The organism is Geothrix fermentans DSM 14018 (genome assembly GCF_000428885.1).
Taxonomy (GTDB): domain Bacteria; phylum Acidobacteriota; class Holophagae; order Holophagales; family Holophagaceae; genus Geothrix; species Geothrix fermentans.
The window spans coordinates 244,628-258,908 of the sequence record NZ_KE386810.1; the positions used below are offsets into that span (position 1 = coordinate 244,628).

General features: G+C 69.3%; 12 protein-coding genes. 10 read left to right on the forward strand and 2 right to left on the reverse strand.

The window, feature by feature from the left end:
• Nucleotides 1-13: 13 nt before the first annotated feature.
• Nucleotides 14-799: a 3-deoxy-manno-octulosonate cytidylyltransferase gene (gene kdsB / locus G398_RS0111645; protein WP_026853715.1), complete on the reverse strand. Its 786-nt coding sequence runs from the start codon at nucleotides 797-799 to the stop codon at nucleotides 14-16.
• Nucleotides 800-1,074: 275 nt separating this feature from the next.
• On the opposite strand from kdsB, the gene G398_RS0111650 reads away from it, so the two are divergent.
• Genes G398_RS0111650 through G398_RS20865 form a run of 7 tightly spaced genes read left to right on the forward strand, consistent with a single transcriptional unit; the run spans nucleotide 1,075 to nucleotide 11,148 of the window.
• Entirely contained in the window at nucleotides 1,075-3,099 is a 2,025-nt protein-coding gene (locus tag G398_RS0111650) for a chemotaxis protein CheA (RefSeq protein ID WP_026853716.1), read from the forward strand.
• Nucleotides 3,092-3,517 (forward strand): chemotaxis protein CheW, encoded by a 426-nt coding sequence (locus G398_RS0111655; protein ID WP_026853717.1) that lies wholly within the window; start codon nucleotides 3,092-3,094, stop codon nucleotides 3,515-3,517. Before G398_RS0111650 ends, G398_RS0111655 begins: the two co-directional genes overlap by 8 nt.
• A gap of 50 nt (nucleotides 3,518-3,567) precedes the next feature.
• Nucleotides 3,568-4,569 (forward strand): beta-ketoacyl-ACP synthase III, encoded by a 1,002-nt coding sequence (locus G398_RS0111660; protein WP_026853718.1) that lies wholly within the window; start codon nucleotides 3,568-3,570, stop codon nucleotides 4,567-4,569.
• Between the two features lie 10 nt (nucleotides 4,570-4,579).
• Nucleotides 4,580-5,110, forward strand: a complete 531-nt coding sequence (locus G398_RS18090; RefSeq protein WP_052571879.1) for an RsmD family RNA methyltransferase — start codon at nucleotides 4,580-4,582, stop codon at nucleotides 5,108-5,110.
• Nucleotides 5,076-7,619 (forward strand): methyl-accepting chemotaxis protein, encoded by a 2,544-nt coding sequence (locus tag G398_RS0111670; RefSeq protein WP_157492398.1) that lies wholly within the window; start codon nucleotides 5,076-5,078, stop codon nucleotides 7,617-7,619. Before G398_RS18090 ends, G398_RS0111670 begins: the two co-directional genes overlap by 35 nt.
• 50 nt (nucleotides 7,620-7,669) lie before the next feature.
• Nucleotides 7,670-9,340 (forward strand): sensor histidine kinase, encoded by a 1,671-nt coding sequence (locus G398_RS19805; protein WP_026853720.1) that lies wholly within the window; start codon nucleotides 7,670-7,672, stop codon nucleotides 9,338-9,340.
• The gene (locus tag G398_RS20865; RefSeq protein WP_157492399.1) at nucleotides 9,337-11,148 is read left to right on the forward strand and encodes a response regulator; all 1,812 of its coding nucleotides are present in this window, start codon (nucleotides 9,337-9,339) and stop codon (nucleotides 11,146-11,148) included. Before G398_RS19805 ends, G398_RS20865 begins: the two co-directional genes overlap by 4 nt.
• On the opposite strand, the gene G398_RS0111685 is transcribed toward G398_RS20865, so the two are convergent.
• Nucleotides 11,129-11,842, reverse strand: a complete 714-nt coding sequence (locus G398_RS0111685; protein WP_026853721.1) for a CoA transferase subunit A — start codon at nucleotides 11,840-11,842, stop codon at nucleotides 11,129-11,131. The two genes, G398_RS20865 and G398_RS0111685, sit on opposite strands and share 20 nt — an antisense overlap.
• Nucleotides 11,843-11,926: 84 nt before the next feature.
• On the opposite strand from G398_RS0111685, the gene G398_RS0111690 reads away from it, so the two are divergent.
• Genes G398_RS0111690 through sfsA form a run of 3 tightly spaced genes read left to right on the forward strand, consistent with a single transcriptional unit; the run spans nucleotide 11,927 to nucleotide 14,273 of the window.
• Complete coding sequence (locus tag G398_RS0111690; RefSeq protein WP_043484892.1) at nucleotides 11,927-12,988, forward strand: TolB family protein; 1,062 nt, start codon at nucleotides 11,927-11,929, stop codon at nucleotides 12,986-12,988.
• Nucleotides 12,985-13,536 carry a D-glycero-alpha-D-manno-heptose-1,7-bisphosphate 7-phosphatase gene (locus G398_RS18105; RefSeq protein ID WP_043484896.1) on the forward strand — a complete coding sequence of 184 codons (552 nt, stop codon included), beginning with the start codon at nucleotides 12,985-12,987 and terminating at the stop codon, nucleotides 13,534-13,536. The genes G398_RS0111690 and G398_RS18105 overlap by 4 nt, the downstream gene beginning before the upstream one ends.
• Nucleotides 13,533-14,273, forward strand: coding sequence for a DNA/RNA nuclease SfsA (gene sfsA, locus G398_RS0111700; RefSeq protein WP_026853723.1), 741 nt, complete (start codon nucleotides 13,533-13,535; stop codon nucleotides 14,271-14,273). The genes G398_RS18105 and sfsA overlap by 4 nt, the downstream gene beginning before the upstream one ends.
• Nucleotides 14,274-14,281: the final 8 nt, after the last annotated feature.

Consider the following 14,281-nt stretch of genomic DNA (forward strand, 5'->3'; position numbering starts at 1 on the left):
AGTCTACCGTGGTCTAGCGGGCCAGTCCCCGTTCCCGCAGCAAGGCCTCCGCCGCGGCCACGTCCGCGGGCACGTCCACGCCCAGGCTCAGGTGGGGCGTGTCCGCCACGCCGATGGGAATGCCCGCGGCCAGAGCACGGAGCTGCTCCAGCATCTCCAGCTGCTCCAGGGGGTGGGGTGCCAGCCGGGTGAACGCTTTGAGTGTGGTCGGTCGGTAGGCGTAGAGGCCCAGGTGCCGCTTGAAGTGCGCCAGCTGCTCCGGCTTCATCCACGGGCGGAAGTCCGGCTCGAAGACGGCGCTGTTGCGCAGGTAGGGGATGGGGCTGCGGCTGAAGTAGAGGGCGCGCTTATGGTCGTCCACCACCACCTTCACGGCATTGGGGTTGAACAGCTCGTCTGCGTGGGCGAAGGGGCAGGCGGCGGTGCCCATGGGCAGGTCCGGCTGGTCGCGCATGAGGGCCACCACGGCGGCCACGGTGTCGGGGTGCATGGCGGGCTCGTCGCCCTGGATGTTCAGCACGCAGTCGAAGGGCTCGCCCAGGGCTTCCAGGGCCGCCGCGGTCCGGTCCGTGCCGGAGGGCAGGGCGGGGTCCGTCATCACGGCCTCACCGCCGAACCCGCGCACGGTCGCGGCGATGCGGTCGTCGTCCGTGGCCACCACCACGCGGTCCACCCCCTGGGCCCGCCGCGCCGCCTCGAAGACCCACTGGATCATGGGCTTCCCGGCGATGGGAGCCAGGGGCTTGCCCGGGAACCGGGAAGCCTGGAAGCGGGAGGGGAGGACGGCGAGGGTGCGCATGGGATCAGTTTAGACGCGGTGAGGTCTCAGGCCTCAGTCCTCAAGTCTTCAGTCTTCAGTCTTCAGGAAAAGCTTGGGGCGGCCTCCGGCCGCGCCAGATGTTTTCCCTTTAGGTTCGAATGAACGCCGGTGTGGGTCCCTCCTTAACGTAAAAATCAATGCGGCGCTTGCGCCGCATCCCGAGCAGTACCTGAGGACTGAGGACTGAAGACCGCCCCAGACTCCGTACTCCAGTCCCCAGCCTCCCCTGCCGATGCCGCATCATCGGGAGTCTCATGGACCATTCCTTCGATGATGTCTGGGCCGAGTGCGAGGACCTGTTCGCGCAGGCCCGGCAGCGGCTGGCGACGTTGAAGACGCCCCAGCCGCCGCACGTGATGCAGGCCTCGGTGAATGCCCTGTTCCGCGCCACGCACACGCTCAAGGGCATGGCGGGGATGCTGGGCTTCCCCCGGTTCAGCCAGGCGGCCCACCGCATGGAGGACATCTTCGACCTGATGCGCCAGGGCCGCCTGCGGTCCACGGACTCGCTCCTGGAGACGCTGGAATCCGGCATCCAGGCCCTGGAATCCGGGATGGCGGGCCTCCGGCGCGGGCGCCCCGAGATGGACGACTACCTGCACGCCATCCGCCGCCAGCTGGGCGAGCTGGAGGCGCTGGCCAGGCCACCCGAGGGCGCGGTGCTGGACCTCACCGCCCTGCTGGACCTCCCCCCGGACCTCCTGAAGTCCCTGTCCGAGTACGAGCGGACCCGGGTGACCGCAGTGCTTCTCGCGGGCATCCGCATCCATGGGATCAGCGTCTGCCTGGACCTGGCCAACTTCGATGATCGCCTCCGGAGCATCAGCGAGGCGGCGGGGGCCCAGGGGGAGCTGATCTCCACGCTGCCGCTCGAGATGCACGATGACCGTGACGGCCTCTTCTTCCTCCTGCTGGTGGCCGCGCCGTCCCTGGATGTCCAGGGTCTGGGGGCCCTTCCGGGGGAGAGCCCGGAAATCATGGAGCTGGGCGATCCGGACCGGGTACCGGCCAGCCTGAGGGCCGACCCCGGCCCGCTTTCCCCCCCGCCGGCGGCGGACGCGCCGCAGGCGGGCGCCGCGCCTCCGCTGCCCCAGGATGTCGAAGTCCTGAGGCTGCCGGCCCACCGGGTGGATGCCCTGGAAGCCAGGCTCATGAACGTGGCCCAGGTCCGGGATTCCGCCAGTCAGGCCCTCCGTCAGCTCCGGGATCCGGGCCTGGAGCCTCCCATGGCCATGATGGGGGAGATCGAAGCCGGGTTGCTGGAGGTCCAGAAGACCCTGCTCCAGATGCGCATGGTGAAGGTCGAGAGCCTCTTCCAGCGGATCGAGCCCATGGTGAAGTCCCTCAGCAGGGACATGGGCAAGCCGGTCCGGCTCTCCTTCCAGGGAGGGGACCTGGAGCTCGAGCGCAGCCTGCTGGGACGGCTCACCGAGCCCTTTCTCCACCTCGTCAGGAATGCCCTCGACCACGGCCTTGAAAGCCCCTCGGAGCGCGTGGCCCAGGGCAAGGCCGAGACCGGCTCTCTGAGGATCTCGGCCTCCCAGCGGGGCCGGAACCTGCGCTTCGACATCCGGGACGACGGGCGCGGCTTCGACTTGGCCCGCATCGAGGCCCGGGGCATCGCCATGGGGCTGCTCCGGCCGGGCCAGGCCCACACCTCCGAGGACCTGCACCGCCTGACGCTCGAACCGGGCTTCTCCACCCAGGAGCGGGCCTCGCAGATCTCCGGGCGGGGGGTGGGCATGGATGTGGTCCGGGCCGAGGTCGAGGGCATGGGCGGCGAGATCCAGATCTCCAGCGAGCCCCGCCGGGGCAGCCGGGTGCGCCTGAGCCTGCCGCTGTCCCGGGCCGTGGTGGGGTGCCTGAAGGTCCGCTGCGGATCCCAGGCCTTCGGGATCCCCCTGAGCCACGTGCTCCGCGTCCAGGCCAGCTCCGCAGCCCTGACCGGAGGCGACCGCATCGAGGTGCTGGGGGAGTCGCTGCCCATGGAATCGCTCCAGGCCTGCCTGGGACTTCCCGAACCCACCGGAGGGCAGCGCTTCCTGGTGGCGCTCCGCCAGCAGGGGGCCGCCGCCGAGGCGGGCCTGAAGCTCGCGTTGGGGGTGGACGAGGTGGTGGGCCGCACGGAACTCCTGCTCCGGAGCCTGCCGGAACTGGCCCATGCCCCGGGGATCATGGGCGGCAGCCTCCAGGAGGAGGGCATCCTGTGGGTGCTGGACCCGGAGGCCGTCATGAGCCTGGCCATGGATTCCCTCATGAGGCGGGTGGCCGGTGTCTGAAGTCTCCCTCCTCCTCCACGCCAGGGCCGCCGGCCGGGAGATCCTCCTGCCCATGACCGACCTCCGCGAGGTGGTGGCCGCTTCGCCGGTGGCGCCCCTTCCCGGGGGCCCTCCGGGCATCCAGGGCGTGGTGCTCCATCAGGGGGAGTTCCTGCCGGTCCTGGACTGGGCGGCGGTGCCGGGCGCGGGCCAGCCCGGGCCACCGAAGGTCCTGGCGGTCCTGCGGCCCCGGCTGGGCCTTCCCCTGGAAGGGCTGGTCGGTACTCCGGAATCACCGGAGGGCCCCTGGCAGGATCCGGATCGGGACCCCTGGGCGCCCATCCTGGCGGGCCTCTGCCGCCTGGGGGACCGGGACCTGCCGGTGCTGGATCCGGACCGCCTCCTCGCGCTGCTGCACCGCCTCCGCAGCGTCCGCTGACGGCCCGGGCCGTCCATGCGATGATGGTGGTTTCGTGTCTGGAGGCTCCTTTGAATCGTCGCCTTGCCGCCCCCGTCGGAATCACTGCCACCGGGCAATGTTTTCCTCCAAAGGTGGTCACCAACGACGACCTCTCCAAGATCATGGAGACCAATGACGAGTGGATCCGGACCCGCACGGGCATCCGCGAGCGCCGCTGGGTCGAGCCCGGCACCGGCGCCTCCCAGCTGGGGGCCCCGGCCCTCCAGATGGCCCTGGACAACCGCGGCATCAAGGCTTCGGAGCTGGATCTGATCCTGGTCACCACCGTGACCCCGGACACCCTGTTCCCGGCCACGGCCTGCCGCATCCAGGACATGGTGGGCGCCACCAATGCCTTCGGTTTCGACCTGAACGCCGCCTGCTCCGGCTTCCTCTACGCCCTGACCACCGCCTCCAGCCTGGTGGCCGCCGGCGGCGTCCGCCGGGTCGGCGTGGTGGGCGTGGACATCATGTCCACCATCATCAACCTGGAGGACCGGGCCACTTCCGTGCTGTTCGGCGACGGCGCGGGCGCCGTGATCGTGGAGCGCGTGGAGGACGGGCTCGGCATCCTCGACTTCGAGCACAAGGTGGACGGGTCCGGCGGCTGCTTCCTGTTCATGCCTGCCGGCGGTTCCCTGAAGCCCGCCACTGCGGAGACCGTGGCCGCCAAGGAGCACTACATCCACCAGGCCGGCAGCGAGGTCTTCAAGAACGCCGTGCGGGAGATGGCCGACAACAGCAAGCTGCTCATGGACCGCAACGGGTTCCACGGCAGCGACCTGAAGCTGTTCGTCCCCCACCAGGCGAACATCCGCATCATGGATGCGGCCGCCAAGCGCCTGGAGCTGGACCCCGCCCGCATGATGGTGAACATCGACCGCTACGCCAACACCACCACCGCCACCATCCCCACGGCCCTGCACCAGGCTGTGGAGGCCAAGCGCGTGGAGAAGGGCGACCTGGTGGTGCTGTCGGCCTTCGGCGCCGGCTTCACCTGGGGTTCCACGCTCCTCCGCTGGGCCTACTGACCTTCCCGCGATGCGGATCATCGCCGGGGCCCTGAAGGGGCGGCGCCTCGCGGCGCCCCCCCCGGGCGACCACCGGGTCCGGCCCACGTCGGACCGGGCCCGGGAGGCGCTTTTCTCCATCCTCCAGCGCTGGCCCTCTGGCCCTTTCCTCGACCTGTGCGCCGGCACGGGGGCCGTGGGGCTCGAGGCGCATTCGCGGGGCTACGGCCCCGTCACCTGCGTGGAGGCCGCCGAACCCGGGTGGTCCTGCCTGGCCGCGAACACCAAAGGCACAGGAATCAATGCGATGCGGATGGACCTTCGGCGGCTCCCCGAGGATGCCTTCCGGAACCAGGCTGTGGTGTTCCTGGACCCGCCCTACGACCAGGCTGAGTTCCTTTGGGGCCGGATGTCCGCACGCCTGAGGGCCTGGATGACCGAAGGCGGGGTGCTGGTCTTCGAGACGGACCGGCATACCGGGTTGGAACTACAGGACCGGTGGATTCTGGCCGAAACACGCGAGTATGGTGCTGCCCGATTCCATTTCTGGACCCCGGCCTGAGATCACGCCCGAGGCGCCTGGTCCCGTGGACCCGGCGGTGCTGGCGCTGGTGCTCGGGCGCCTGCGGATGGGCACGGGCCTCGTCTGGCTCGGCGCCGCCATCGTCGGCTACCTCCTCTTCCTGTTCGCGGCGCCCCCGCAGTTCCACTTCTCCGCCTGGGGGATGCTGGTGGCGCTGGGCCTCCTGGCCCTGGCGACCGGCGTCTCCCTGCTCCAGATTCAGCATCTGGGCCGGACTCTGGCGGGCGAGAGCCTGGGGCCGGACCTCCACCGCTCCCTGACCCGCTTCCCTCAGACCTCCTCCCTGCTGTTCTTCTACCTGGGCGCCTGCCTGAGCGTCGGGGCCTACGTCTGGCTCAAGCTCCGCCTTGGCCAGAGCATCCTGGTGAGCTCGGTCACCATGGCCATGTTCCTGGTGCTGGCCTCCCTGGCGGCCATCAGCCAGTACTTCCTGACCAAGCAGAACCTGATGAAGCTGTTCAGGCTCCTGGCCGACCAGCCCGGGTTCACCGAATCGCAGACCCGGTTCTCCACCAGCCTGCGGGCCAAGTTCGGCTTCGGCATCCTGGCCATGACCATGGGCGTGCTGGCCCTCTCCGTCCTGGTCTCGGGACTCACCCTCCAGTCTTCCATCCGCACGAAGGTCACGAGCTATGCCGGCAACGAGCTCGCCAACCTGGCGGATTCCGTGGCTTTCGTCCAGGAGATGAACACCACGCCAGAGGATCTCGACGCCTTCATCGGGACCCTGAGGCTGGGGGCGGGCGGGGGCATCTCCCTCCAGCTCCCGGCGGCCAAGGGCGGGGCGCTGCTGGGCTCGCGCCTCCAGCCCCGGGGGGGCGGCGACATCGTGGTGGCGAAGGTGCTCCCGGACGGATCGGAGCTGCGGGCGGTGATCCCCGAGGCGGAGTACGCCGACGCCATCTGGAAGGCCCTGCGGCCCAACCTGGCCATCCTGCTCCTGGCCGGGATCTTCCTGATCTACTTCATCCAGCTGATCCTGCGCGACGTCCAGCAGCCCCTGCTGCTGCTCAGCCGCAACGCCAAGCGGGTGGGGGAGGGCCGCATCGACAGCCTCGAGGCGGTCTACAGCGACGACGAGGTGGCCGCCCTGGCCCAGGGCTTCGGCCGCATGGTGGGGAGCCTGCGGGGCATGGTGGTGCAGATCCGCGCCGCCAGCCGCGACCTGGCCCGGGCCTCCAGCGCCATCCGCGAGTCGGCCGACGGGGTGCGCCAGTCCAGCCACGGCCAGCGGGAGCTCATCGAGTCCTTCCATGAGGAGATCAACGAGCTGACGGACACCTCCATCAGCATCAGCGCGAGCTCCATGGAGCTGAGCACGGCCTCCGAGAACACCAACGCGACCATCATGCAGATGGCCGCCAGCGTGCAGCAGATCAACCTGAGCATGGACGAGCTGCTGGGGATCGTGGAGGGGATCACCGGGGCCATCCGGGACTTCGACATCTCCATCAAGAACGTGGGCAAGAACGTGGACCACCTGGCCGGCCACGCGGAGCACACCCGGGAGTTCGCCGAGAACCTGGAGCAGAGCACCTCCGCCATCGACGACAACGTGAAGATCGCCCAGCGCCACGCCAAGAACGTGATCCACACCGTGGCCCGTGGCCTGGAGCTGGTGGCCCGGAACCGGGACAAGATGCAGGTGATCGACCGGGTGGTCCAGGATTTCCACGCCACCACCCGCACCCTGCTCCAGCTTGGAACAGACATCGCCAAGATCCTGGACTACATCGGGGACCACGCCCAGCAGACCAACCTGCTGGCCCTGAACGCGGCCATCATCGCCTCCCAGGGCGGGACCGGGGACGGGCAGGCCCGGGGGTTTTCGGTGGTCGCCGACGAGATCAAGCAGCTCGCCGAGCAGACCGGGCGCTCCACCCAGGAGATCCAGCAGATCATCGGGACCCTCCAGGCGGAGATCCGGAAGGCCTACCAGCAGGTGGAGACGGGCCTCGATGCCGTGCGGGACGGCGCCGAGTCCGTGGGGCAGAGCGAGCAGGCCCTCCAGGCCATTCTCGAATCCGTGGGGGGGATGGACCGGGTGGTGGAGAGCATCCTCCGGGAGACCCTCCAGCAGGGCGGCCAGGCCAGCCTGATCCACGAGGCCAACCGCAACATCCACCACCAGGTGGAAACGATCCGCACGGTCATCGAGGAGCAGCAGCAGACCAGCAAGCACATCCTGTCGCTGGCCATGAACGTCCAGCAGGCCACCAGCGTGGTCCGGGACTCGACGCGGGAGCAGAGCGCGGGCAGCGACGAGATCGCCCGCGCCACGGAGCAGGTCCGGGCCCTGGCCAGGAGCCTCCACGAGATCCTGGCCCGGCAGGAGAACCACGTCCTGTCGCTGAAGGAGACCATGAACCGGGTGCTGGGCAAAGCCGTGGAGAGCGAGCGCGCCATCGGGGCCTCCAGCGGGGCCGTGGACCAGCTGGGCGTCCAGGTCCACATGCTCAATCGGGAAGTGAACCTCTTCAAGCTCTAGCGGAGCGGGCATCCTGCTAGGCTGAAAACCGCTTCCCAGGGCCCCCCTGCATGTATCGTCTGTCCATCAAGACCAAGCTGAGCGCCGTCATCAGCATCCTGGTCCTCTCCTTCATCGCCTTCAACCTGCTCTACTACCCGCGCTGGGTGGAGCGGCAGATCCGCGGCCAGGCGGAGCTCAGCGCCCGCCAGGTGGCGGAAACGGCCAGCTACGCGCTGGGCCCGGCCGTGAGCACCGGGAACACCCGGGACATCGCCAAGGTGCTCCAGGGCGTCCAGAACATCCCCTCCTTCCGGTTCAGCGCGGTCTACGCCGCCAGCGGGGAGGCCCTGGACAGCACCCCCACGACGCCGGAGTGGGCCACGGGCCAGGCCCCCAAGGATGGCATCTCCCACACCTATACCCGCCGGGAGAGCAACATGCTGGTCGCCGTGGCGCCGGTCTTCTACGAGGAGCCACGGGCGGACCAGGTGGGCACCCTCGTCATCGGGTTCACCACCGAGGGCACCCAGCGGGCGGTCCGCGAGAACATCCGGGCCAGCCTGGCCGTGGGTCTGGTGACCCTGGTGCTGGGCATCGGCGTGGCGGTCTTTCTCTCGAACCGCTACCTTCGCCCCGTCATCCAGCTCACGGAGGCGGCCCAGAAGGTGGCCCAGGGGCATCTGGAGACGGTTTCGGTGAAGGTCTACACGCGGGACGAGATCCAGGACCTGAGTCACTCCTTCGAGGTGATGACGGATAAGCTCCGTGTCTCCAGGGACGAGATCGAGCGGCAGAACCGGCTGCTGGAGTACCGTGTGCAGGAGCGCACCCGGCAGCTCATGGAGACCATCTGGGAGCTGGAGGAGATCCGCTCCAACCTCGAGCAGCTCGTCCAGGAGCGGACCCGCGGCCTCGAGCAGAGCCGGATGGAGCTCAAGGCCTGGGCCAGCACCCTGGAGGAGAAGGTCCAGGAGAAGACCCAGGAGCTGCGGGAGCTGAACGAGAACCTCCTGACCAGCTACCAGAAGCTGAAGGAGGTGGACCGCCTGAAGGACGAGTTCCTGGCGAACGTGAGCCACGAACTGCGCACGCCGCTCAACTCCATCATCGGCTTCTCGGGGATGCTCATGCAGGACCCGGAGGGGCGCCTGGGAACCGACGCCAAGGAGGATCTCCAGATCATCTACCAGAACGGACGCTCCCTGCTGGGGCTCATCGACTCGATCCTTGACCTCTCGAAGATCGAGGCGGGCAAGATGGAGCTGGAGCTGGAGGAGATGGATCCCGTGGCGCTGCTGGACGACGTGAAGGCCATGGCCGCCGGGCTCGTCCAGGACCGCCCCATCACCCTCGAGTACGACCGGCCCGAGGGCCCCATCCGGGTCATGGGCGATCCCGACCGGCTGCGGCAGGTCTTCACCAATCTGGTGGGCAATGCGGTCAAGTTCACGGAGAGCGGCTCCGTGCGCATTGCCGCCGACGCCGCCAAGGGCCTGTTCCAGGTCCGCATCGAGGACACAGGCATCGGCATGACGGAGGAGGACCTGGGCCGGCTCTTCAAGCCCTTCCAGCAGGTGGACGGGAGCATCTCCCGGCGCTTCGGCGGCACGGGCCTCGGCCTGGCCATCAGCCAGCGGTTCATGGGGCTCATGGCCGGCCGCATCAAGGCCACCAGCCATAAGGGGCAGGGCAGCGTCTTCATCGTGGAGATGCCCCTCGCGCCCGGGAGCGCCGCATGAGCGACGCCCAGAAGATCCTCTGCATCGAGGACAACGCCATGAACTGGCGCCTGGTCCAGCGGCTCCTGTCCCAGGCCGGCTTCGAGCCGCACTGGGCCGAGGATGGGCTCCGGGGCTACGAGCTGGCTGTGGAGCTGAAGCCCGCCCTGATCCTGCTGGACATCAACCTGCCGGGGCTGTCCGGGTTCGAGGTGGCCACCAAGATCCGCCAGAACCCCAGCATGGACGGGGTCCTGATCGTCGCGCTCACCGCGAAGACCATGCGCAGCGACCGGGAGACCGCCCTGGTGACGGGCTGCGACGGATTCATCTCCAAGCCCATCGATCCCTTCCTGTTCGTGGGCCAGGTGGAGACCTACCTGGGCGGCCACCGGGACCGCCTCGAGCAGGGGCGAGAAGGGGCGGCCCTCCGGCAGTTCACCCACCAGGTGGTGGAGCACCTCGAGGCCCAGCTCCGGGAAGCCCAGGAGGGGAACCGCAAGCTCCTGGAGGCGCAGGGAGCCCTGGAGCAGCGCAGCCACCACCTCTCCCGGCTGCTGGCCCTCAGCAAGGAGACCTTCCCCCTGCGGGACGCGGACGAGATCCTGACGCGGGTGCTGGGGCAGCTGCAGGTCGAGTTGCGCCTCGACCGGCTCAGCGCCTACAGGCTCCATGCGAGCGGGGCCTATTTCCAGGGGGGAGTCTGGGGACCCGGCGGGTTCAAGGAGACACCGACCCTGTCCATGGAGCAGCCCCTGACCGAGGCGGTGGACGCCCTTCCCCGGGGGACGGCCCTCGTGAATGCCGAGCTCCGGCAGACGGCCCTGTGGGAGCGCGGAATCGACCTGGGGCTGTGGGATCCGAGGGCCCAGGCGCTGCTCCTTCCGATGCGCGACCGCTCCGGGGAAGACGCTCTGTGGGGGTTTCTTGCCGCGGACCGGGCCGGGCAGGCCTTCCAGCCCTTCGAGATGGAGCTGGTGGCCCTCTATGCCGGCATCCTGCAGGTGAGCCTGGAGAACGCCGAGCTCATCGCGCACCTGGATGAGACCAGCCGCGCCCTCGGCACCAGCTACGAAGGGCTCGAATCCACCTACGTAGCCCTCAAGGATGCCCAGCGCGCCCTGGGCGCCCAGGACCGGAAGACTGCGCTGGGCGGCCTCTTCCTCCAGATGGCCCAGCGGCTCGAGCAGCCGGTCCGGGCCCTGAAGGAGGAGAGCCACACCATGTCCGTCCACCTGGAGCAGGCCGGCTCCCAGCCCCCCACGGAGGCCTGCCACCAGTCCATGGAATCCATCCGGAAGGCCGTCGCCCAAGTGGACGATCTGGTCCGCGCCCTGCTTCGCCGGGCGGGCCAGGTGGAGGCCAGCAGCCCCGAGTGGATCCACCTTCACGACCTGCTGCGCCAGGAGGTGGAGATTTTCCAGGCGGACGGCACCCTCCCGCCGGAACTGTCGCTGGAGCTGAACCTGCAGGCGCCCCGGGATCTGATCTTCGGGGTCTTCACCGATTTCTCGGATCTGCTGGGGCACCTCGTGGCCCACGCCCTCGGAGGGGCCGCCACGCGGATCCAGATGCGGTCCTGGGGGGGGAAGCGCCACTTCCGCCTGGAGTTGGAGGACAACGGCGGTCCGATCCTTCCGGAGCTCATCGACCAGGCCTTCGAGCCCCTGTCCGGCCTGCGGCCCGAGAGCACGGATCCGGAGCCCGGCCGCCGCCCGGGCACGGGGCTGCCTTCCTGCGCCCAGCTCATGACCGCCTATGGAGGGTCGGTCCAGCTCCTGGCCACGGCGGAGGGATCCCTCGTCCGCCTCAGCCTGCCGATGGATTGACCTGCCGCGTGACCACCTTCTCGATGCGCTTCTCATAGGCGGTGCCCAGCACCAGCCGGTGGACGAAGATGCCGGGGGTGTGGATGGCGTCCGGATCCAGCTCGCCCACCTCCACGATCTCCTCCACCTCGGCGATGCAGACTTTTCCGCAGGTGGCGGCCATGGGGTTGAAGTTGCGGGCGGTCTTCCGGTAGACGAGGTTGCCCAGGCGATCCGCCTTCCAGGCCTTCACCAGGGCGAAGTCGGCGAAGATGCCCGCCTCCAGCACGCACTCCCGCCCGTCGAAGCGCCTCGTCTCCTTGCCCTCGGCCACCTTGGTGCCCGCGCCCGTGGGCGTGAAAAAGGCCGGGATGCCGGCGCCGCCGGCCCGCATGCGCTCAGCGAGCGTGCCCTGGGGCACCAGCTCCACCTCCAGCTCCCCGCTGAGGAACTGGCGCGCGAACTCGGCATTCTCGCCCACGTAGCTGCTGACCATCTTGTGGATCTGGTGCTTGCGGAGCAGGATCCCCAGGCCGAAGTCGTCCACGCCGGCGTTGTTGGAATAGCAGGTGAGATCCTTCACGCCGGTCTCGGCCAGGGCCGCGATCAGGTGTTCCGGAATGCCGCAGAGGCCGAAGCCGCCCACGGCCAGATGGGCCCCGTCCGGGATGTCCTTCACGGCTTCCAGGGCGGTGGCGACGCGCTTGTCGATCATGGGTGGCACCTACAGGAGGGCCCCACAGTGTGCCATCTCTGGCATCCTGCTCAAGTTCCTGTTTGAACCGGGAGGGTGCCGATCATGATCAGGGGTTTGCTTGCCGTCCTGTGCGCCCTGGGGCTCGCGGCCCAGACACCGCCGCCCGCGGAGGCCCCGCGCGATGCCCTGCGCGATGCAAGGGAGACCCATCTCCGGGAGGTGAAGAAGCTCACGGGCACCGGCTCCAATGCCGAGGCCTACTGGTCCGGCGACGGGAAGCGGATCGTCTTCCAGAGCACCCGGGACGGGCACCCCTGCGACCAGCTCTACACCATGAACGCCGACGGGACGGACCAGAAGCGCGTGAGCACGGGCCGGGGCCGGGTGACCTGCGGCTGGTTCCTGCCCGGCGGGCGGAAGCTCATCTACGCCAGCACCCACGGGGCCGGGTCCGACTGCCCGCCCGCGCCGCCCTTCACGCCCGGCAAGTACCGCTGGCCCGTCTTCGAGGCGTTCGACCTGTACATCGCCGATGCCGACGGCCGGGATCCCAAGCCCTTCCTGCCCTCGCCGGGCTACGACGCGGAGGCCACCGTGGCCCCCAACGGCACGTGGATGGTCTTCACCAGCGAGCGGGGCGGGGATGTGGACCTCTGGCGGGTGGACCTGGACGGGAAGCACCTGATGCGGCTCACGGACGGCGTGGGCTACGACGGCGGGGGCGTCTTCAGCCCGGATTCGAAGCTCATCGCCTGGCGCACCAACTACCCCAAGGGCGAAGCCGCCACGGCGAAGTACCGGGAGCTGCTCAAGCAGCACCTGGTGGAGCCCATGGAGATGGACATCTGGGTGATGAACGCCGACGGCAGCGGCAAGCGGCAGGTGACGAAGCTGCCCGGGGCGGCCTTCGCGCCCATCTTCACGCCGGACGGGAAGGGGATCGTCTTCGCCAGCAACCACCACGACCAGGAGGGCAGGGGCCGCACCTTCGACCTGTTCCGCGTCAACCTGGACGGCACCGGCCTCGAGCGGATCACCTGGACCGGTGTGTTCAACTCCTTCCCGCACTTCAGCCCAGACGGCCGGAAGCTGCTGTGGGTGAGCGGCCGGGCTCCGCGCGGGCCCAGGCAGTTCGATGTGTGCGTGGCGGAGTGGATTCCATGAGGCCCGCGGTCTTCCTGGACCGGGACGGGACCCTCAACGAGGAGGTGGACTACCTGGGCCACCCGGACCAGCTGGTGATGATCCCTGGCGCCGCCGCCGCCGTGGCGAAGCTGAACGCCCGGGGCATACCCGTGGTGGTGGTGACGAACCAGAGCGGCATCGGCCGCGGCAAGTACGGCTGGCAGGACTTCGCCGCCGTCATGAGCCGCATGGGGACCCTCCTTGCCCTCGAGAACGCCCGCATCGATGCGGTCTACGCCTCCCCGCACCATGAGAAGGGGCAGGGGGAGTACGCCATGGCGGACCACCCGGACCGCAAGCCGAACCCCGGCATGTTCCTGAAGGCTGCGGCGGAGCACGAGCTCGACCTGGCCGGCTCCTGGATGGTGGGGGACAAGGCCATCGACCTGGAGGCCGGGCGACGGGCCGGCTGCCGGGTGGCCCTGGTCCGGACGGGCTATGGCGCCGGGGTGGACGGCGCGGATGCCGACCTGGTGGCCGCGGACCTCGCGGAGGCCGTGGACCTCATCCTGGCCCGGTGGCCATGATCCTCATCGAGAAGACCGGCCTGGTGCAGGGCACCTTGATCCAGCGGTACAAGCGGTTCCTGGCGGACGTCCGGCTGGAGGACGGCTCCGTCGCCACGGCCCACACCACCAACACAGGCTCCATGAAGACCTGCTGGGAGTCCGGCGACCGGGTCCTGCTGGAACCCGCCTCCAACCCGGCTCGCAAGCTGAAGTACACCTGGCTCGCCGTGGAACGGGCCGGGGCCTGGGTGGGCGTGGAGACGGGCATGCCCAACCGCGTGGTGGCCCAGGCCGCCCGGCAGGATGCGCTGCCCGGCCTGCCGGGTCTGCGGGAGGTGCGCACGGAGGTGAAATACGGCGCGGAGAGCAGCCGCATCGACGTGCTGGCTCTGGACGGAGAGGGCCGGACGGTCTTCATCGAAGTGAAGAACGCCACGCTGAAGGACGGAGCCTGGGGCCTGTTCCCGGATGCGGTCACGGAGCGCGGGACCAAGCACCTGCGGGAGCTCCAGGCCATGGTGCGCGAGGGGCACCGATCAGCCATCGCCTTCTTCGTCCACCGGACGGACGTGGACCGCTTCGACGCGGCCCGGGAGATCGATCCGGCCTACGGGGCCGAACTGGACCGCGCGGCAGAGACCGGCGTGTCGGTTCTGCCCCTGGCTGTGCGCCTCGTCACAAGGCCGCAGGCGGGCGGTCTGTGGAGCCTGTCCTGGGAATTACCGGGCCTTCTGCCCTGGGTGAGGCGGGGCTAGACTGGACG